18 protein-coding genes are annotated in these 22,426 nt (G+C 33.1%); all 18 read left to right on the forward strand.

What is annotated here, in order from left to right:
* Window position 1 precedes the first annotated feature (1 nt).
* The 18 genes from infB (at window position 2) to rny (ending at window position 22,371) form a co-directional block, all read left to right on the forward strand.
* A complete protein-coding gene (gene infB, locus ACJQQZ_RS03500; protein ID WP_002450543.1) occupies window positions 2-2,167 on the forward strand; it encodes a translation initiation factor IF-2 in 2,166 nt (721 codons plus the stop codon).
* Window positions 2,168-2,306: 139 nt separating this feature from the next.
* Window positions 2,307-2,657, forward strand: coding sequence for a 30S ribosome-binding factor RbfA (gene rbfA / locus ACJQQZ_RS03505; RefSeq protein WP_002450542.1), 351 nt, complete (start codon window positions 2,307-2,309; stop codon window positions 2,655-2,657).
* A gap of 150 nt (window positions 2,658-2,807) precedes the next feature.
* Complete coding sequence (gene truB / locus ACJQQZ_RS03510) at window positions 2,808-3,725, forward strand: tRNA pseudouridine(55) synthase TruB (RefSeq protein ID WP_049425149.1); 918 nt, start codon at window positions 2,808-2,810, stop codon at window positions 3,723-3,725.
* A 12-nt stretch (window positions 3,726-3,737) separates the two neighbouring features.
* A complete protein-coding gene (gene ribF, locus ACJQQZ_RS03515; protein ID WP_049425151.1) occupies window positions 3,738-4,709 on the forward strand; it encodes a riboflavin biosynthesis protein RibF in 972 nt (323 codons plus the stop codon).
* 113 nt (window positions 4,710-4,822) lie between these two features.
* Window positions 4,823-5,092, forward strand: a complete 270-nt coding sequence (rpsO, locus tag ACJQQZ_RS03520; RefSeq protein ID WP_002450539.1) for a 30S ribosomal protein S15 — start codon at window positions 4,823-4,825, stop codon at window positions 5,090-5,092.
* A 135-nt stretch (window positions 5,093-5,227) separates the two neighbouring features.
* A complete protein-coding gene (gene pnp / locus ACJQQZ_RS03525; protein ID WP_124224750.1) occupies window positions 5,228-7,327 on the forward strand; it encodes a polyribonucleotide nucleotidyltransferase in 2,100 nt (699 codons plus the stop codon).
* A gap of 185 nt (window positions 7,328-7,512) precedes the next feature.
* Window positions 7,513-9,186 (forward strand): ribonuclease J2, encoded by a 1,674-nt coding sequence (gene rnjB, locus ACJQQZ_RS03530; protein WP_124224749.1) that lies wholly within the window; start codon window positions 7,513-7,515, stop codon window positions 9,184-9,186.
* Between the two features lie 239 nt (window positions 9,187-9,425).
* Window positions 9,426-11,822, forward strand: a complete 2,397-nt coding sequence (locus tag ACJQQZ_RS03535) for a DNA translocase FtsK (protein WP_408023068.1) — start codon at window positions 9,426-9,428, stop codon at window positions 11,820-11,822.
* Window positions 11,823-11,824: 2 nt separating this feature from the next.
* Complete coding sequence (locus tag ACJQQZ_RS03540) at window positions 11,825-12,538, forward strand: GntR family transcriptional regulator (protein ID WP_002450534.1); 714 nt, start codon at window positions 11,825-11,827, stop codon at window positions 12,536-12,538.
* A 12-nt stretch (window positions 12,539-12,550) separates the two neighbouring features.
* On the forward strand, window positions 12,551-13,846 hold the full coding sequence (gene yfmF / locus ACJQQZ_RS03545) for an EF-P 5-aminopentanol modification-associated protein YfmF (RefSeq protein ID WP_049425171.1): 1,296 nt from the start codon (window positions 12,551-12,553) through the stop codon (window positions 13,844-13,846).
* Window positions 13,846-15,132, forward strand: coding sequence for an EF-P 5-aminopentanol modification-associated protein YfmH (gene yfmH / locus ACJQQZ_RS03550; RefSeq protein WP_049425159.1), 1,287 nt, complete (start codon window positions 13,846-13,848; stop codon window positions 15,130-15,132). Before yfmF ends, yfmH begins: the two co-directional genes overlap by 1 nt.
* Window positions 15,132-15,836, forward strand: a complete 705-nt coding sequence (ymfI, locus tag ACJQQZ_RS03555; protein WP_049425161.1) for an elongation factor P 5-aminopentanone reductase — start codon at window positions 15,132-15,134, stop codon at window positions 15,834-15,836. Before yfmH ends, ymfI begins: the two co-directional genes overlap by 1 nt.
* 141 nt (window positions 15,837-15,977) lie before the next feature.
* A complete protein-coding gene (locus tag ACJQQZ_RS03560) occupies window positions 15,978-16,814 on the forward strand; it encodes a YmfK family protein (protein WP_124228345.1) in 837 nt (278 codons plus the stop codon).
* A gap of 19 nt (window positions 16,815-16,833) precedes the next feature.
* The gene (locus ACJQQZ_RS03565; protein WP_002450529.1) at window positions 16,834-17,226 is read left to right on the forward strand and encodes a helix-turn-helix domain-containing protein; all 393 of its coding nucleotides are present in this window, start codon (window positions 16,834-16,836) and stop codon (window positions 17,224-17,226) included.
* 30 nt (window positions 17,227-17,256) lie between these two features.
* On the forward strand, window positions 17,257-17,832 hold the full coding sequence (gene pgsA / locus ACJQQZ_RS03570; protein WP_002450528.1) for a CDP-diacylglycerol--glycerol-3-phosphate 3-phosphatidyltransferase: 576 nt from the start codon (window positions 17,257-17,259) through the stop codon (window positions 17,830-17,832).
* Window positions 17,833-18,005: 173 nt separating this feature from the next.
* The gene (locus ACJQQZ_RS03575) at window positions 18,006-19,157 is read left to right on the forward strand and encodes a CinA family nicotinamide mononucleotide deamidase-related protein (protein ID WP_049425162.1); all 1,152 of its coding nucleotides are present in this window, start codon (window positions 18,006-18,008) and stop codon (window positions 19,155-19,157) included.
* 166 nt (window positions 19,158-19,323) lie between these two features.
* On the forward strand, window positions 19,324-20,370 hold the full coding sequence (gene recA / locus ACJQQZ_RS03580) for a recombinase RecA (protein ID WP_002451246.1): 1,047 nt from the start codon (window positions 19,324-19,326) through the stop codon (window positions 20,368-20,370).
* 441 nt (window positions 20,371-20,811) lie between these two features.
* Window positions 20,812-22,371: a ribonuclease Y gene (gene rny / locus ACJQQZ_RS03585; protein WP_124228344.1), complete on the forward strand. Its 1,560-nt coding sequence runs from the start codon at window positions 20,812-20,814 to the stop codon at window positions 22,369-22,371.
* Window positions 22,372-22,426 lie beyond the last annotated feature (55 nt).

The following is a 22,426-nucleotide window of genomic DNA, read 5'->3' on the forward strand; positions in this document are numbered from 1 at the left end:
TATGAGTAAACAAAGAATTTACGAATATGCGAAAGAATTAAATCTAAAGAGTAAAGAGATTATAGATGAATTAAAGAGTATGAACGTTGAAGTGTCGAACCATATGCAAGCTTTAGAAGATGACCAAATTAAAGCTTTAGACAAAAAGTTCAAACCAGGACAAAGTAACGAAACACAAAAGAATACTCAAAATAATCACAATAAATCTGAAAATAAGCAACAAAGTAACCAAAAACAAAATAATAATAAATCAAATAATCAAAACAAGCAGAATAATAACAACAAAGGTAAACAACAAAGTAATCAAAACAACAATAACAATAAGAAGAATAATAAAAATAACAAAAACAACAAAAATAATAAAAAGAATAACCAAAAGCAAAGTGCTCCACAACAAGCAGAACCTAAAGAAATGCCATCTAAAATTACGTATCAAGAAGGCATTACAGTAGGAGAATTAGCAGATAAACTGAATGTTGAATCTTCAGGTATTGTAAAAAAATTATTTTTATTAGGTATTGTTGCTAACATTAACCAATCATTGGACCAAGAGACACTTGAGTTAATTGCAGATGACTATGGTGTTGAAATTGAAGAGGAAGTCATCATCGAAGAAGAAGATTTATCTATTTATTTCGACGATGAAACTGAAGATCCAGATGCAATTGAACGTCCTGCAGTTGTTACTATTATGGGACACGTTGACCATGGTAAAACAACATTATTAGATTCAATTCGTCATACTAAAGTAACTGCAGGTGAAGCGGGTGGTATCACACAACATATTGGTGCTTACCAAATCGAAAATGAAGGTAAAAAGATTACTTTCCTTGATACACCTGGACACGCGGCATTCACTACAATGCGTGCACGTGGCGCTCAAGTTACAGATATTACAATCCTAGTAGTAGCTGCAGATGACGGTGTTATGCCTCAAACAATTGAAGCGATTAATCACGCTAAAGAAGCGAATGTTCCTACAATTGTTGCAGTTAATAAAATAGATAAACCAACCGCAAATCCTGACCGTGTAATGCAAGAGTTAACAGAGTACGGTTTAATTCCAGAAGACTGGGGTGGCGATACGATCTTCGTACCACTATCAGCATTAAGTGGAGACGGTATCGATAGCCTATTAGAAATGATTGGTTTAGTTGCAGAAGTTCAAGAGTTGAAAGCAAACCCTGATAAACAAGCAGTAGGTACTGTGATTGAAGCTGAATTAGATAAATCAAGAGGACCTGCAGCATCATTACTAGTACAAAATGGTACATTACATCAAGGAGATTCAATTGTTGTAGGTAATACGTATGGCCGTATTCGTGCGATGGTTAATGACTTAGGTCAACGAATCAAAACTGCTGGTCCATCTACACCAGTTGAAATTACAGGTATTAATGATGTACCACAAGCTGGCGATCGCTTTGTAGTATTTAAAGATGAAAAACAAGCGCGTCGTATTGGTGAAGCACGTCATGAAGAAAGCGTTATTCAACAACGTCAAGAAAGTAAAAACGTTACGTTAGATAACTTGTTCGAACAAATGAAACAAGGTGAAATGAAAGACTTAAACGTTATTATTAAAGGTGACGTACAAGGTTCAGTTGAAGCATTAGCAGCATCATTAATGAAAATAGATGTTGAAGGTGTGAATGTACGTATTATTCATACTGCTGTAGGTGCAATTAATGAATCTGACGTTACTTTAGCCAATGCATCAAATGGTATTATCATCGGATTCAATGTACGTCCTGATGCTGGTGCTAAGCGTGCAGCTGAAGCAGAAAACGTAGATATGCGTTTACACCGTGTCATTTATAACGTTATTGAAGAAATTGAATCAGCTATGAAAGGTCTACTTGACCCTGAATATGAAGAGCAAGTCATTGGTCAAGCAGAAGTACGTCAAACATTCAAAGTTTCTAAAGTTGGTACAATTGCAGGTAGTTATGTTACTGAAGGAAAAATTACTCGTAATGCAGGCGTACGCGTTATTCGTGATGGCATTGTTCAATTTGAAGGTGAATTAGACACATTAAAACGTTTCAAAGACGATGCTAAAGAAGTAGCCCAAGGTTATGAATGTGGTATTACGATTGAAAAATATAACGACCTAAAAGAAGGCGACATTATTGAAGCGTTCGAAATGGTTGAAATCAAAAGATAATCGCTAATTTTGCGATGAAGTTTGGAGGTTGAGACAGGCGAGATATATTAGAGCATTAAACCATGTTCTAATAAATAATTGTCTTATGTCTCACCTCTTATTTAAACTCAAAAATAAAGAATAAAAGAGGTGACAATAAATGAGTAATATGAGAGCAGAACGTGTTGGCGAACAAATGAAAAAAGAAATCATGGATATCGTTAATAATAAAGTGAAAGATCCTCGAGTAGGTTTTATTACAATTACAGATGTTGAATTAACAAATGATTTATCTCAAGGTAAAGTATATTTAACAGTTCTAGGTAATCAAAAAGAAGTAGATAATACTTTTAAAGCACTAGATAAAGCTAAAGGATTTATTAAATCTGAACTTGGCTCACGTATGAGATTACGAATTATTCCAGAATTATCATTCGAATATGATGAATCAATAGAATATGGTAATAAAATTGAACGTATGATCCAAGATTTACACAAACAAGATAAATAATTATCATATTATTTTAGCCTGGGAAAATGTTTCTCAGGCTATATACATATCAAAATCAATCATATTAATCGATGTACTCAATCATCAAATACTTTGCTAAATATTATAATATAAAGCGTAATAATTTTGGAAAATAAAAGGTGTGAAACCATGTATAACGGTATATTACCAGTATATAAAGATCGAGGATTAACAAGTCACGATGTGGTATTTAAATTAAGAAAGATACTTAAAACTAAAAAAATCGGTCATACGGGCACGTTGGATCCCGAAGTATCAGGTGTCCTACCTATATGTATCGGTTCGGCAACACGTGTAAGTGATTATGTTATGGAAATGGGGAAATCCTATAATGCAACCGTAACAATTGGAAGAAGTACAACAACAGAAGATCAAACGGGAGAAACTGTTGAATATCAAAATATTGAAGAAAATACATTAACTGAAACTCAGGTGGATGACATTATCAATCAATTTAAAGGTACAATTGAACAAATTCCACCCATGTACTCATCCGTTAAAGTTAATGGGAAAAGATTATATGAGTATGCACGTAATAATGAAACTGTGGAGCGCCCAGTGAGAAAAGTAACCATTAAACACATAGTACGTACATCACCTTTAAGATTCAAAGATGGAGAATGTTATTTCGATATTTCAGTAAATTGTGGTAAAGGAACATATATTAGAACATTAGCGACTGATATAGGTGCCAAGTTAGGCTTGCCAGCACATATGTCATTATTAACACGTGTTCAATCAGGAGGATTTGGTCTTGAACAAAGTCTCACTCTTGATGATATACGTTCTTTACATGAGCATGATGCATTACAAGATAAATTGTTTCCTATAGAATATGGTTTGAAAGGTTTACCACAAATTAGTATAGATGATGAACAAATCAAACAACGCATTTTAAATGGTCAAAAGTTTTATAAAAAGCAATTTCAAAATATAACGAATGACCAATTTGTATTTGTTAATGATTCAACTCAAAAAGCGATGGCAATATACATTGTACATCCAGATAAACCAGATGAATTAAAACCAAAAAAAGTATTTAATTAAAGGAGATTTATTATGAAAGTGATAGAAATTACCCATCCAATTCAAGAAGACCAACGAATAAATGAAAATGTTGCGATGGCGTTTGGTTTCTTTGATGGTATGCATAAAGGGCATGATAAAGTTTTTCAAACATTAGATCAACAGGCACAATCTCGTGGATTGAAGAAAGCTGTTATGACGTTTGATCCACATCCATCAGTTGTGTTAAATCCTGAACGTAAAAGAACGACTTATTTAACACCACTTTCAGACAAAATTGATATGATAGCTTCACATGATGTGGACTACTGTATTGTTATCAATTTCTCATCTAGGTTTGCGAATGTAACTTCTGAAGAATTTATTGAAGAATATATTATAAAAAATAATGTTAAAGAAGTTATTGCTGGATTTGACTTTACATTTGGTAAATTTGGTAAAGGTAATATGACAGTGTTAAACGAAGTTGATTCATTTAATACGACAATAGTAGGCAAACAAGAATTAGACGATGAAAAAATTTCTACTACAGCGATTAGAGATGCGTTACAAAACGGTGAATTGCAAAAAGCGAATGAGGAATTAGGTTACTTATATAAAATTAAAGGTACAGTCGTTCAAGGTGAAAAGCGTGGGCGAACAATAGGATTTCCAACTGCAAATGTTCATCCTAATGATGATTATTTGTTACCTAAAAAAGGTGTATATGCAGTAAGTATGGAAATCGGCACTGAACAAAAATTATATAGAGGCGTTGCAAACGTAGGTGTTAAACCCACTTTCCATGATCCAGCTAAAGCCGAAGTGGTAATAGAAGTAAATATTTTCGATTTCGATGAAAATATTTATGGCGAACGAGTAGTGGTATATTGGCATCATTTCTTACGTCCTGAAATAAAATTTGATGGCATTGATCCATTGGTAGAGCAGATGAATGATGACAAAGCACGTGCTAAATATTTATTATCTGTTGATTTTGGTGATGATGTATCATATAATATATAAAGTTGATTAAAACAAGTTAACCTTGTTTAAGAGACAACCTTTTTCTTAGTAGGTCGAGACTCCGACGCCTAACTCGGATAAAGGAGTATACAAATTAAAGGAGGAAATTGACAATGGCAATTTCACAAGAACGTAAAAATGAATTAATTAAAGAATACCGCACTCACGAAACAGATACTGGTTCTCCAGAAGTACAAATCGCTGTTTTAACTGCAGAAATCTCTGCATTAAACGAGCATTTACGTGAGCACAAAAAAGATCACCATTCACGTCGTGGATTATTAAAAATGGTTGGTCGTCGTAGACACTTATTAAACTACTTACGTGGTAAAGATATTCAACGTTACCGTGAATTAATCAAATCTTTAGGTATCCGTCGTTAATCTTAATAATAAATTAGGAAAGCACCATTCGATTGGTACTTTCCTTTTTTTATTATCTGACAAATAAGAACTAATATAAATTAAATGTAATAAATGATATGATATAGATAATAGAATTTAGAGAGGAGATTCATAATGTCTCAAGAGAAGAAAGTGTTTAAAACTGAGTGGGCTGGCAGATCATTAACGATTGAGACAGGACAATTAGCCAAACAAGCTAATGGTGCTGTTTTAGTTCGTTATGGTGATACAGTTGTCTTATCAACTGCTACAGCTTCTAAGGAACCACGTGATGGTGACTTTTTCCCATTAACAGTTAATTATGAAGAAAAAATGTACGCTGCAGGTAAGATTCCTGGAGGATTTAAAAAAAGAGAAGGACGTCCAGGAGATGACGCAACATTAACTGCACGATTAATAGATAGACCAATACGACCGTTGTTCCCTAAAGGCTATAAGCACGATGTTCAAATTATGAATATTGTACTCAGTGCTGACCCTGATTGTTCGCCTGAAATGGCTGCTATGATTGGTTCTTCAATGGCATTAAGTGTGTCTGACATACCATTCTTAGGACCTATCGCAGGTGTCAATGTAGGATATGTAGATGGCAAGTATGTGATTAATCCAACCGTTGCTGAAAAAGAAGTTTCACGTTTAGATTTAGAGGTAGCAGGCCATAAAGATGCAGTTAACATGGTTGAAGCTGGAGCAAGTGAAATCACAGAAAGTGAAATGCTTGAGGCAATCTTCTTTGGTCATGACGAAATTAAACGACTAGTTGCTTTCCAACAAGAAATCATAGATTATATTCAACCGGAAAAACAGGCGTTTATTCCAGTTGAAAGAGACGAGGCACTTGTTGAAAAGGTTAAATCATTAACAGAAGCTAAAGGTTTAAAAGACACAGTACTAACTTTTGACAAACAACAACGTGATATTAATTTAGACGCATTAAAAGAAGATATTGTTGCTGAATTTATTGATGAAGAAGATCCTGATAATGAGGCGTTAATTAAAGAAGTATATGCCATTTTAAACGATTTAGTTAAAGAAGAAGTGAGACGTCTGATTGCAGACGAAAAAATCCGTCCAGATGGTCGTAAACCAGATGAAATCCGTCCGTTAGAATCAGAAGTAGGACTTCTTCCAAGAGCACACGGTTCAGGATTATTCACTCGTGGTCAAACACAAGCCTTATCCGTTTTAACATTAGGTGCCCTTGGAGATTATCAACTAATTGATGGTCTTGGACCTGAAGAAGAAAAGCGCTTCATGCATCACTATAATTTCCCTAACTTCTCTGTTGGTGAAACTGGTCCTGTAAGAGCGCCAGGTCGTCGTGAAATTGGTCACGGTGCACTAGGTGAAAGAGCGCTTAAATATATTATTCCAGATACATCGGCTTTCCCATATACTGTACGAATCGTAAGTGAAGTATTAGAATCAAATGGTTCATCATCACAAGCTTCTATTTGTGGTTCAACATTAGCATTAATGGATGCCGGCGTACCAATCAAAGCACCAGTTGCCGGAATCGCAATGGGATTAGTTACACGTGAAGATAGTTACACTATTTTAACTGATATCCAAGGTATGGAAGATGCACTTGGCGATATGGACTTTAAAGTCGCTGGTACTAAAGATGGTATTACAGCAATTCAAATGGATATTAAAATTGATGGTCTTACACGTGAAGTAATTGAAGAAGCTTTAGAACAAGCCCGTCAAGGTCGTTTAGCGATTATGGATCATATGTTACAAACAATTGATCAACCTAGAAATGAATTAAGTGCGTATGCACCAAAAGTGGTTACTATGAATATTAAACCTGAAAAAATTAGAGACGTAATTGGACCTGGTGGTAAAAAAATCAATGAAATTATTGATGAAACAGGTGTAAAATTAGATATCGAACAAGATGGACAAATATTCATTGGTGCTGTAGATCAAGAAATGATTAATCGTGCACGTGAAATCATTGAAGAAATCACTCGTGAAGCTGAAGTTGGTCAAGTATACAATGCTAAAGTAAAACGCATTGAAAAATATGGTGCCTTTGTAGAATTGTTCCCTGGAAAAGATGCGTTATTACACATCTCACAAATTTCTACTGAGCGTATTAATAAAGTTGAAGATGTATTAAAATTAGGTGATTCAATCGAAGTTAAAGTAACTGAAATTGATAAACAAGGCCGCGTTAATGCATCTCACAAAGCTATTAATGAAAAATAATAATACCTTACAAGATTGGAAACCAAACAAAGGTTTCCAATCTTTTTTAGTCATTTAAAGAATTCAAATATCCTACTATAATATAGAGTCATGACTTGCATTAATAGTGTACATCAAGCCAATTTTAACTTATAATAAATGGTGAGTTTATATATGGACGGGGATTAATTATAGGAGGTAACATTTTGAGTTTAATAAAGAAAAAAAACAAAGACATTCGCATCATACCACTTGGTGGTGTTGGAGAAATTGCGAAAAATATGTATATCGTTGAAGTAGACGATGAAATGTTTATGCTTGATGCAGGCTTAATGTTTCCAGAAGATGAAATGTTAGGTGTAGATATTGTAATACCAGACATTCAATATGTCATTGAAAATAAAGAAAAGTTAAAAGGAATATTCCTTACACATGGACATGAACATGCAATGGGTGCTGTAAGTTATATTTTAGAACAAGTTGATGCACCTGTTTATGGTTCAAAATTAACAATTGCACTTGTTAAAGAGAATATGAAATCTCGAAATATTAATAAAAAAGTGCGTTATTATTCAGTTAATCATGAATCTGTGATGCGTTTTAAAAATGTGAATATTAGTTTCTTTAATACTACACACAGTATTCCTGATAGTTTAGGCATTTGTATCCACACTTCTTATGGATCAATTGTTTATACTGGTGAATTTAAATTTGATCAAAGTTTAAGTGGACAATATTCTCCAGATTTCAAACGTATGGCTGAAATTGGTGAAGAAGGCGTATTTGCATTAATTAGTGACTCTACAGAAGCAGAAAAACCGGGATATAATACACCTGAAAATGTCATCGAACATCATATGTATGATGCATTTGCAAAAGTCAAAGGTCGTTTGATTGTTTCATGTTATGCATCGAATTTTATCAGAATTCAACAAGTGTTGAATATTGCTAGCCAATTAAATCGAAAAGTGTCATTTTTAGGTCGTTCATTAGAAAGTTCATTTAATATCGCACGCAAAATGGGATATTTCGATATTCCTAAAGATTTACTTATTCCAATTAGTGAAGTTGAAAATTATCCGAAAAATGAAGTCATCATCATTGCAACAGGAATGCAAGGTGAACCTGTAGAAGCGTTAAGTCAAATGGCTCAACAAAAACATAAAATTATGAACATCGAAAAAGGTGATTCAGTTTTCTTAGCAATTACTGCATCTGCAAATATGGAAGTGATTATTGCTGATACATTAAATGAATTAGTACGTGCTGGTGCACACATTATTCCAAATAACAAAAAAATACATGCATCAAGCCATGGTTGCATGGAAGAGTTAAAAATGATGATTAACATCATGAAACCAGAATACTTTGTACCAGTTCAAGGTGAATTCAAAATGCAAATTGCTCATGCTAAGTTAGCAGCCGAAGCAGGTGTTGCGCCTGAAAAGATTTTCCTTGTTGAAAAAGGGGACGTCATTAATTATGATGGCAAGAATATGGTATTAAATGAAAAAGTTCATTCTGGTAATGTATTAATTGACGGTATTGGCGTAGGAGATGTCGGTAATATTGTATTAAGAGACCGTCATTTATTAGCTGAAGATGGTATTTTTATTGCTATCGTAACGCTCGATCCTAAAAATCGTAGAATTGCTGCTGGACCTGAAATTCAGTCGAGAGGCTTTGTATATGTAAGAGAAAGCGAAGACTTATTAAAAGAAGCTGAAGAAAAAGTACGTGAAATTGTTGAAGCTGGCTTACAAGAAAAACGAATTGAATGGTCAGAAATCAAACAAAATATGAGAGATAAAATTAGTAAATTACTTTTCGAAAGCACAAAACGTCGTCCAATGATTATTCCAGTTATTTCTGAAATATAATCATTATAAAATAAACTAAAGAGGTTGGGACAAACTCACGTTGTTTGTAGTTCAAGTATGTAAATCACTACAGACTTCAATAGGCAAATGTTGAAATGCGAATCTGCATCAAGGTAGATTCGTTATATCATACAGATGTTCTATTATGTGTGTGACGTCCTTACCTCTTTCATCTTATTTAATAAAACTTTAAATCAATACGATACATACGAAAGATTAAAAAAAGAAGGTGTACGAATTTGCCACAAGCAAAGAAAAAATCGCCGACAAAGAGAAAATCGAATACAACTAGGAAAAAATCAACCACAAAGAAAAAGCAAACAGAGAGTCCATTAAGATACATCATTGCTATCATTGTGGTTATTTTAGTCATTTTAGGTGCTTTTCAATTAGGCATCGTTGGACGAATGATTGATAGTTTCTTTAATTATTTTGTCGGAATGAGTCGTTATTTAACATATATATTAATATTATTAGCAACTGGATTTATCACATACTCTAAAAAAATTCCTAAAACAAGACGTACGGTTGGAACGATTACGTTACAAGTAGCGTTATTATTTATTTCTCAATTATATTATCACTTTAGTAAAGGTGTCATATCTGAAAGAGAACCAGTTTTATCATACGTTTATCAATCATACAAACATAGTCATTTTCCTAATTTTGGTGGCGGCTTAATTGGATATTATCTATTAGAGTTATTTATTCCACTCATTTCTATTATTGGCGTATTTATCATTACTGTTTTACTTGTTGCTTCAAGTATTATTTTATTATTTAATTTACGACATAGAGATGTAACTAAAAAAGTATTTGAAAGTGTTAGATCATCGAGCATTTCAGCCACTCAAACTTTAAAAGAAAAACGTGAAGCTAATAAATCGAATAAAGAACAAAGAGCTAAAGATAAGGCTGAAAGAAAAGATAAACGACATCGTACTAATGATAAAGACGAAGTTAAAGATGTCTCAGATTTACCTGAAGTACCTCAAGATAGCGATATTCCTATTTATGGACACAGTGATTCTGAGCAAGAACCTACGCCTTCTAGACGAAAAAAGCGTTCATTTAGTAATGATTCAGAACAAATGTCATCAATGGTAAATGGCACTCCAAACACTTCACAACCATCAACAGTAGATGAGCCAGAAAATCATCAACAGTCTAGTGATGAAGATAATGAAAATTCAATTTCAGAAGCTGGAGAAGAAATGAATGCGGCTTATGTTGTGCCACCATTATCATTATTAAACCAACCAACACAAAAACAATCGACATCAAAAGCAGAAGTGAAAAGAAAAGGTCAAGTTCTAGAATCTACGATGAAAAACTTTGGTGTAGATGCTAAAGTGACACAAATTAAAATAGGTCCAGCAGTTACACAATATGAAGTGCAGCCAGCGCAAGGTGTGAAAGTCAATAAAATAGTAAACTTGCATAATGATATTGCTTTAGCGTTAGCAGCTAAAGATGTACGAATAGAAGCGCCAATCCCAGGCCGTTCAGCTGTTGGGATAGAAGTTCCAAATGATAAAATTTCTCTTGTAGCACTCAAAGAAGTTTTAGAGGAAAAATTCCCATCTAATGATAAATTAGAAGTAGGTTTGGGTAGAGACATCTCAGGCGATCCTATAACGATTCAATTGAATGAAATGCCACACTTGTTGGTAGCAGGTTCTACCGGTAGTGGTAAATCAGTTTGTATCAATGGAATCATTACAAGCTTGTTATTAAACGCGAAACCGCATGAAGTAAAACTTATGCTGATTGATCCAAAAATGGTAGAATTAAATGTATACAATGGTATTCCACATTTATTAATACCAGTTGTAACTAATCCACATAAAGCAGCTCAAGCATTGGAAAAAATAGTAGCTGAAATGGAGAGACGTTATGATTTATTCCAACATTCATCAACTAGAAACATTGAAGGTTACAATCAGTTTATAAGAAAACAAAATAGAGAATTAGATGAAAAACAAGCTGAGTTACCTTATATCGTTGTCATTGTCGATGAATTAGCGGACTTGATGATGGTAGCAGGTAAAGAAGTGGAAAATGCAATTCAACGTATTACACAAATGGCCCGTGCAGCAGGTATACATTTAATCGTTGCAACACAAAGACCATCAGTGGATGTTATCACAGGTATTATTAAAAATAATATTCCATCAAGAATTGCCTTTGCTGTAAGTTCTCAAACAGACTCAAGAACAATCATTGGATCTGGTGGAGCTGAAAAATTATTAGGTAAAGGTGATATGTTGTACGTTGGAAATGGAGATTCAACTAAAACTAGAATACAAGGTGCATTCTTAAGTGACCAAGAAGTTCAAGATGTAGTTAACTATGTTGTTGAGCAACAACAAGCAAATTATGTTAAAGAAATGGAACCTGATGCGCCAGTAGATAAGTCAGAAATGAAAAGTGAAGATGCCTTATATGATGAAGCCTATTTATTTGTAATTGAAAAACAAAAAGCAAGTACATCTTTATTACAGAGACAGTTTAGAATTGGGTATAACCGAGCATCACGCCTGATGGATGATCTTGAAAGAAACAAAGTGATTGGTCCACAAAAAGGTAGTAAACCAAGACAAATTTTAGTTGATATTGATAAAGATGAGGTGTAATTATGGCGGAAATGAATGCTATTTATAGAGTGAAACAATATATCTTAAACAAAATTAAGTCTGGAGAATTAGAGTTTGGTAGTAAATTACCAAGCAATTTAGCTATTGCACGAGAACTCAATATTAAAACAGATGATGTTTATGAAGGTATAGGGGAATTAATTACTGAACAAGTAGTTGTAGATAATTTTGAAGAGGGTACCAGTGTCAAATCACTGCCCCCTTTCTTTTATCCATTAAATGAATTAATTAGTATTACAGAGATGATAAAAAGTGCTGGTTATCAATCTGGTACAGAATATTTAAACTTTGATGAACAACCTGCAACATTATTAGATGCTAAGCGTTTGGGTATTAACGAGAAACAACCAGTAACTATTATAGAAAGATTAAAAACTGCTAACCATCAACCTGTAGTTTATTGTTTAGACAAGATTGCAAAGGACTATTTAACATGTACGGGATATCAAGAAAGTAATGGATCAATGTTAAATGCAATTAAACATGCAACAGGACATACAGTAACTTATGCTGAAACTGACTTAGAAGCGGTTAATTATGAACCACATATTTCTGAAATGTTAAATGCCTCACCACATGAAGGATTGATGTTACTTAAGGTAACTCATTTTGATGAACAAAATAATCCAATTTTATACTCTTTAAATTATATGAAGAGTAGTTTAGTTAAGTTTAGAATTACGAGAGAAAAATAATGAAAAATGTCAATGGAGGTATTGCAGTTGCATAACGAAAAGCAAGAAAATCAAAAAAGCCATATACATGTCTTGCCAACCGAGAAATTTAAAACAACAATGATTACGTTTAAATTTATGGCACCACTTGAATACGAAACAATAACTGCACGTTCAGTATTAAGCAAAGTACTTGTACGCGCATCTCAAAAATGGCAGGACGACAAAGCCTTAAACCGTCGTTTATCTGAACTTTACGGCGCATATGTAAATAGTTTTGTTTCGAAATTTAAAGATAAACATGTAATTACTATTTCTTTAGAAATAGTTAATGAACGATATTTAAAAGATCAAACCCCATTATTTGAGCATGGATTAGATTTATTAAATGAATTAATTTGGAATCCATTAATACATAATAAACAATTTGACGACAAATTTGTGAAACAAGAAAAATCATTGTTAGGTAAAAAGATTGAGGCGATGATTGATAACAAAGCACAATATTCATTTTTAAAATTATTAGAAAACATGTTTGAAAATGAAGCATATCAATATTTAGCAACTGGTCAAATTGAACAAGTACCACAGGTAACACCTGCATCACTGTATGATACATATCAATCTATGATTGAAAACGACTACTGTGCTATTTATGTTGTTGGTAATGTTGATAAACAACAAGTCTACAATCAAATCCAATCTAAATTCGAAATTAAACCGTTTACTTTTGAAGTTTCTGATAATAAAGCACAAAAATTAGACAATAAAATTGAACAATTGCCAAAGACAATTGTTGCAACAGATGATGTTGACCAAGCTAAACTTAATTTAGGTTATCGATTCCCAACTCATTATGGTAAAAGTAATTATTACGCTTTTATTGTGTTTAATATCATGTTCGGAGGAGATCCATCATCAGTGTTATTTAATGAAGTACGTGAACGTCAAAGTTTAGCATACTCTATACACTCTCAGATCGATGGTAAAAATGGTTACTTATTTGTGTTGAGTGGTGTATCAGCAGATAAATACGAAATTGCGAAGCAAACTATTTTAGAAGAATTTGATAAATTTAAAAAAGGTGAATTTGACGATAATAAACTTGCATTAGCTAAAAAAATCATTACATCCCAGAGACATGAATCTGCAGATAGACCAAAAAGTATTATAGAAATATCACACAATCAAATTTTATTAGATGAGCCTCAAAGTGATGAAGCTTTCTTAAATGAAATAGATAAAGTGACTAAAGAAGATATTATAAAATTAGTAAATGAAGCAGTATTAGATACAATTTATGTACTTACTAAAGGAGGGAATGAGTAGTGAAACAACATTATTATGATGTCATAGATGAGACAGTTTATGAACATGAACTACAAAATGGATTACGTTTATTTGTCATACCTAAACCAGGATTTCAAAAAACGTTTGTTACCTATACTACTCAATTTGGCTCTCTAGATAGTCGTTTTAAACCGCTAGGTAAAGAAGATTTTGTAACTGTACCGGATGGTGTGGCACACTTCTTAGAGCATAAATTATTTGAAAAAGAAGAAGAAGATTTATTCACTGCATTTGCTGAGGAAAATGCACAAGCCAATGCTTTTACTAGCTTTGACCGCACAAGTTATTTATTTAGTGCGACAGATCATCTTGAGAATAATATCAAACGGTTATTGACTATGGTTGAAACACCTTATTTTACAAAAGAAACTGTAGACAAAGAAAAAGGTATAATCGCTGAAGAAATCAAAATGTATCAAGAACAACCTGGATATAAACTCATGTTTAATACATTAAGAGCTATGTATGAAAAACATCCTATTAGAGTTGATATCGCAGGTAGTGTTGAAAGTATTTATGATATTACTAAAGATGATTTATATCTTTGCTATGAAACATTTTATCACCCATCTAATATGGTACTCTTCGTAGTAGGCGATGTAGAACCGCAGTATATTGTTGATATTGTAGAAGAACATGAAAACCTTAGAGATAAAACGAATCAACCTAAAATTGAACGTGCATTGATTGATGAACCAAAATCAGTGAATCAACATGTTGTATCTGAAGAAATGAAACTACAATCTCCTAAGTTAATGCTAGGATTTAAAAATCAACCTTTAGATGAATCACCAGAAAAATATGTTCAACGTGATTTAGAAATGACATTTTTCTATGAACTTATTTTTGGAGAAGAAACAGAGTTTTATCAAGAATTATTGAATGATGATTTAATTGATGAAACATTTGGTTATCAATTTGTTTTAGAGCCAACTTATAGCTTTTCAATTATTACTAGTGCAACCAATCATCCAGATCAATTAAAACAGTTGCTTATCAAACAATTAAAGGATAACAAAGGTAATCTTACTGACGTTGAAGCATTTGATTTATTGAAAAAACAATTTATAGGAGAATTTATTTCAAGTCTTAATTCTCCTGAATACATTGCTAATCAATACGCAAAGTTATATTTCGAAGGTGTTAGTGTATTTGATATGTTAAACATTGTTGAAAATATTACGCTTGAAAGTGTTAATGAAACGTCTCAGTTATGCTTAGATTTAGATGAGATGGTGGATAGTCGTTTGGAGCTTAAAAACTAATGAGAGCATTAGTATTGGGTGGTTCAGGGTCAATTGGATCTGCAATTGTTGATCGATTATTAGAAGATGGTTATGAAGTAGATTTACAATTTTATTCAGCTGATAAAACGCAGTTGATTAACCGATATCAAAATAGACCTGTTAATTTAATACAATGTGATTTATTTGAGGATATCAACTTAGAAAATGTATTTGGTCATATTACACGTCTCGATTGTATGATTTATGCAACAGGAACAGCATTGTATGGCATGCTTCAAGATATGTCAGATGAACAAGTTGATAAGTCTTACCATATCCATGTAAGACAACTCATAAGACTGAGTCGTTATTTTGTTGATACTTTAAGACAAAGTGAAAATGGTAGAATAATAGTCATTTCATCCATTTGGGGTGAAACGGGTGCAAGTATGGAAACGATTTATTCTGCTATGAAAAGTGCTCAAATTGGCTTTGTAAAAGCTTTAAGTCAGGAACTGGCTCAAACAACAGTGACAGTAAATGCTATTACACCAGGATTTGTCTCAGGTAACATGAGTAAAAAGTGGTCAGAAGAAGAGTTGGAGGAGATTCTAGATGAACTCCCGCAACATCGCATGATAGAACCTTGCGAAGTAGCACACACTTGTGCATATTTATATAATCCGATGGCTAAAGGTGTTACAGGGACTATTCAAAAAGTGAATGGCGGATGGTATTTATAATCGCTTCAACTAATAGTATCAACTATAAAAACATGATTTCTCTAGTACATGATATTCAATTCGATGTTATAATGTGATTATTATTATATTTAATCAGTGAAATTGAACTTTGAGTCGTGTTTAAACAAGGGGTGGGTATTGGTGTCAGTGGCAGAGAGAAGAAAAGAATGGTATCTCGAATATGAGATTACTATGAACCGTGCCGGTTTGTTAGGTGATGTTTCAAGTTTATTAGGTATGTTAGGAATTAGTATTGTAACGATTAATGGTGTTGACCAAGGTAAGCGTGGCTTATTAATTAAAACCGATAAACTAGAAAAAGTAGAACGATTTGAACAAATAGTTAAAGAAATTAATGAAATTGATATTACTAAATTACGTATACCAGAATTACGAGATAGATTAGCTGTCCGACATGGTCGTTACATAGAGCAAGATGCAGATGATAAAAAAACATTTCGTTTTGAACGTGAAGACCTAGGATTATTAGTGGATTTCTTAGCAGAATTATTTAAAGAAGAAGGTCATAAATTAATAGGAATTCGTGGTATGCCTAGAGTCGGAAAGACTGAATCAATTGTTGCTGGTAGCGTCTGTGCACACAAACGTTGGTTATTTATTAGTTCAACCTTAATTAAACAAACAGTTAGAAGTTCGTTAATTAAAGGTGAATATGATTCGAATCATGTGTATATTATTGATGGTGCTGTTACAGCACGTGAATCTAATATGAAACATCAAGATTTAGTAAGAGAAATCATGACACTTCCTTCAGTCAAAGTAGTAGAACATCCTGATTTATTTGTAGAGGCATGTGATTATAGTATAGATGATTTTGATTACATCATAGAATTACGCGAAAATAAAAATCAAGAAATTCAATATGAAGAGATGAAAAGACAAACGGTTCAAACTAAAAGTAAAAATAATTTAGACTTTGGTGACCCGTTTGGTGGAGGATTCGGGTTCTTTGAATAGTATTTAAGGAGGCATCGTTTTGAATACAATAGGTGAAGTTTTAAAGAGTAGACGTGAAAGATTAGGTATGACTCTTAATGAATTAGAGCAACGTACACAACTTAAACGTCATACTTTAGAACAAATTGAAAATAATGAATTTAATCAATTACCTAACAGTAATTATACTGAAGGTTTTATTAGAAAATATGCCAGTGTTGTGAATATCGAGCCTAATCATTTAATTGAAGTTCATCAAGATGAAATACCGGACAATCGTATTCAATTAGATGATGCGATTCATTCATTCGCTAATAAAGAAGCACCTCCTTATAGAAGAAAGTCGAAAGAATCTTTACAAGTAGTAGTCATTATTGGATTAGTTATCTTGGTTACACTTATGTTGTGGATTATTGCAGTACTATTATTTTAGATAAAAAAGTATTAGAAATGAGGATTTTAAATGAATATACCAAATCAGATAACGGTATTTAGAGTTGTACTTATACCAGTATTTATCTTATTTGCATTAGTCAATTTTGGTTTTGGAAAAGTATCATTCCTAGGTGGATATGATATTAAAATAGAGCTTTTAATAAGTGGTTTGATCTTTATCATTGCATCATTAAGTGATTTCGCAGATGGCTATTTGGCTCGTAAATGGCAATTAGTTACAAACATGGGGAAATTTTTAGATCCATTAGCTGATAAGTTATTGGTTGCTAGTGCATTAATTGTGATGGTACAACTTGATTTAACCAATTCTATTGTTGCTATTATCATTATTGCTAGAGAATTTGCAGTAACTGGACTTAGATTATTACAAATTGAACAAGGTTTTGTAAGTGCAGCCGGTCAATTAGGTAAAATCAAAACAGCAGTTACTATGGTTGCCATTATTTGGATTTTATTAGGTGATCCTTTAGCAACTTGGATTGGATTCCCGATTGGACAGGTATTATTATATATCGGTGTTTTCTTTACTATTTTATCTGGTATTGAATACTTTTATAAAGGCAGAGATGTATTTAAACATTAATATTTTAGCGAGTTGAAATGACATTTTATTTCAACTCGTTTTTTATTTTGGACTTGAAGAATGATTTGAAGTGTCTAATAACTGAGTAATTCTCATTCTTAGATTTTAATTTTTTAAACGTTTATAATAGTGATATTACTTACATTCAAGTATTAAAAGGGGAGAAATATGTTATGAATATTTCAATAATTGCAGTAGGGTCAGAGTTACTATTAGGTCAAATAGCTAATACAAACGGTCAGTATTTATCCAAATTACTAAACGGAGTAGGTAAAAACGTTGTCGAACATACTGTTATTGGAGATAATCCTGAACGCTTAGAGTACATCATACGACAAGGACTAAAGCGATTTGACATGATTGTACTAACAGGTGGATTAGGTCCAACTAAAGACGATCTTACAAAGCATACAGTTGCCAAAGTATTAAATAAAGAATTAGTTATAGATCAACCATCTTTACAATATATAGATAGTTATTTTGCAGACCAGGGACAAGTTATGACGCCAAACAATAAACAACAAGCGCTTGTTATTGAGGGAGCTACTGTACTACCAAATAAGAATGGTATGGCTCCTGGTATGTTAGTGGAAATTGAAGATAAACAGGTAGTATTATTACCAGGACCGCCTAAAGAAATGCAACCAATGGCGAAAAATGAGTTGTTACCCTATATTTTAGATGATGATAACGTCATCTTCTCAGAACAACTTAAATTTGCGGGAATAGGTGAGTCCAAAGTTGAAACTATCTTAATGGATTTAATCGACCAACAAACTAATCCTACTATTGCGCCACTTGCAGGAACACATGAAGTATATATCAGATTAACTGCAAACGCTGAAACTGAAGAAGAATGTCAGAAACTAATCCAACCGATGAAAAACGAAATTTTGAGTCGAATTGGTAATTACTACTTTGGATCTGATGATATCAGTATAGAAGAATCAGTGATGGAATGTATGGACACTTCATTTGCAATATATGACGGCGTCACTAATGGTGCATTATATACACGATTGAAAAATGTAGATGATAGACAACTATTAAAAGGTGCATTACCACATTCTTCGCAATTTGTTGATAGCGAATTAAATATAAATGAACAATTATATGAGAGTGCTAAATACGTCCGAGATTTATTTAATGTAGAAATGGGTATGGCATTATTGCACGATGAAAATGAAGTTTATTTAGGAAAACTTGTCGGAGAAGAATTGGAAATTGAGTCATTTAAAATGTCTCAGAACAGAAATTTACTTAGAAGCAGAAGTCAAAATTATGCACTAATTAGATTATTAAAATGGTTAGAACAATCGAAATAAATCAATTACCGTTTAAATTAATAGCACGTTTGTTCGTTTTTGTATAATTAAATCTTGGAATAACGCGAACAAATATTCGCAAAATGCTTGTAATTTTATTTAAAAGCTTGTATAGTATGAATTAAGATATTAAACAGAAAACATTCTCAATTTAGGAGGTCTCGCTTTGGATAACGAACGTCAAAAAGCTCTCGATACAGTAATAAAAAATATGGAAAAATCATTTGGTAAAGGTGCAGTAATGAAATTAGGCGATAATAAAGGTCGCAGAGTTTCAAGTACATCAAGTGGTTCAGTTACATTAGATAACGCATTAGGTGTAGGTGGCTATCCTAAAGGAAGAATTATTGAAATATATGGACCAGAAAGTTCTGGTAAAACTACAGTTGCATTACATGCCATTGCAGAAACACAAAAAAATGGTGGCGTTGCTGCATTTATTGATGCTGAGCATGCTTTAGATCCTGTTTATGCTCAAGCATTAGGCGTAGATATTGATAACTTATACTTATCACAACCTGACCATGGGGAACAAGGTTTAGAGATTGCTGAAGCTTTTGTTCGTAGTGGTGCAGTGGATATCGTAGTAGTCGATTCAGTAGCTGCATTAACACCTAAAGCTGAAATTGAAGGTGAAATGGGAGATACACATGTTGGTTTACAAGCGAGATTAATGTCTCAAGCATTACGTAAACTCTCTGGTGCTATTTCTAAATCAAATACGACTGCTATCTTCATTAACCAAATTCGTGAAAAAGTAGGTGTAATGTTCGGTAATCCAGAAACAACACCAGGTGGAAGAGCATTGAAATTCTATAGTTCTGTTCGATTAGAAGTTCGTCGTGCCGAACAATTGAAGCAAGGACAAGAGATTGTTGGTAATAGAACTAAGATTAAAGTAGTTAAAAACAAAGTTGCACCACCATTTAGAGTTGCCGAAGTTGATATTATGTATGGTCAAGGTATCTCTAAAGAAGGCGAACTGATTGATCTTGGTGTTGAAAATGAAATCGTTGATAAATCTGGTGCTTGGTATTCTTATAATGGGGAAAGAATGGGACAAGGTAAAGAAAACGTTAAAACTTACCTTAAAGAAAATCCTCAAATTAAAGATGAAATTGATCAAAAACTACGTGAAAAGCTCGGTATTTTTGATGGTGACGTAGAAGAAAAAGAAGAAGACGCTCCGAAGTCATTATTTGATGAAGAGTAAAATAATTTAATGTATTGAAAGAGGTCAAGACAAAAGTATTTAGGATATGAGCAGAACTGATTGATGAACAAAATTGCTATTAAAATTTTGTTGAATCGTGTGAGTTTCTTGTTCAACAAGCAGTAATCATTAGTTTTCAATTAGAAAACTAACGAATACTGCAGATAAATCCTGCTATGGGGATGCTGTTTATCGGTTATCCAGAGTATAAAAACTTTATGTCTTCACCTCTTTTTTTATTTATATAGAAAACTAAAAGTTAAAAATTAAATCTTGTAATATAAGTATTTAATACATTTATGATACTGATAAGTTCAAATTGATATCTTGACACTTATAAGTGTAAAACCGTACAATTAGTATGTATGATTCTTATATAATTTCATATAATCATATTGATTTTGATATACAGAGCAAACCCTAGATAAAGGAGGTGTTTATGTGAATTTATTAGGCCTCCTACTCATTTTGCTGGGTATAATTCTAGGCGTTGTTGTAGGGTATGTTGTTGCCCGAAATTTATTGCATCAAAAACAAGTTCAGGCTAGACAAACTGCCGATGACATTGTTAATCAAGCACACAAAGAAGCAGACAACACTAAGAAAGAAAAATTGCTTGAAGCAAAAGAAGAAAACCAAACTTTAAGAGAACAAACTGAAAATGAACTACGTGAAAGACGTGGTGAATTACAAAAACAAGAAACCCGACTTCTTCAAAAAGAAGAGAACTTAGAGCGAAAATCTGATCTATTGGATAAAAAAGATGAGATTTTAGAGCAAAAAGAATCAAAAATTGAAGAAAGACAACAACAAGTAGATGCAAAAGAGAGTAGTGTTCAAACATTAATAATGAAGCATGAACAAGAATTAGAACGCATCTCCGGTCTCACTCAAGAAGAAGCTGTAAATGAGCAACTTCAACGAGTTGAAGAAGAACTGTCACAAGATATTGCAATACTTGTTAAGGAAAAAGAAAGAGAAGCTAAAGAAAAAGTAGATAAAACCGCAAAAGAATTGTTAGCTACTACAGTACAAAGATTAGCAGCAGATCATACAACTGAGTCAACCGTATCAGTTGTAAACTTGCCAAATGATGAAATGAAAGGTCGAATAATCGGACGTGAAGGAAGAAATATTCGAACACTTGAAACACTTACGGGAATCGATTTAATTATCGATGATACTCCAGAAGCTGTCATTTTATCTGGTTTTGATCCTATCAGAAGAGAAATCGCTAGAACAGCTTTAGTTAATCTAGTTTCAGATGGAAGAATCCATCCTGGACGCATTGAAGATATGGTCGAAAAAGCTAGAAAAGAAGTAGACGATATCATTAGAGATGCTGGTGAACAAGCAACATTCGAAATCAATGTTCATAACATGCATCCTGACTTAGTTAAAATACTTGGCCGTTTAAATTACCGTACAAGTTATGGACAAAATGTGCTTAAACATTCAATTGAGGTAGCACATTTATCAGGAATGTTAGCAGCCGAACTAGGTGAAGATGTTACTTTAGCGAAACGTGCTGGCTTACTTCATGATGTTGGTAAAGCAATAGATCATGAAGTCGAAGGTAGTCACGTAGAAATAGGTGTTGAATTAGCGAAAAAATATGGTGAAAATGAAACAATCATTAATGCTATTCATTCTCATCATGGTGATGTTGAACCAACATCTATTATCTCAATTTTAGTTGCAGCAGCTGATGCATTATCAGCAGCTCGTCCTGGCGCTCGTAAAGAAACATTAGAAAATTATATTCGTCGTTTAGAGCGTTTAGAAACACTTTCTGAAAGTTATGATGGTGTTGAAAAAGCATTCGCAATTCAAGCAGGAAGAGAAATCCGTGTGGTAGTATCTCCTGAAGAAATAGATGATTTAAAATCATATCGATTGGCTAGAGATATTAAAACTCAAATTGAGGATGAATTACAATATCCAGGTCATATCAAAGTGACAGTTGTTCGAGAGACTAGAGCAGTAGAATATGCTAAATAATTTCTTACCCCTGATCATCGCAAAGGTGATTGGGGGTTTTTATGTTAAAAAAAGT

The organism is Staphylococcus sp. KUGN1 (assembly GCF_045984185.1).
Classification (GTDB): domain Bacteria; phylum Bacillota; class Bacilli; order Staphylococcales; family Staphylococcaceae; genus Staphylococcus; species Staphylococcus warneri_A.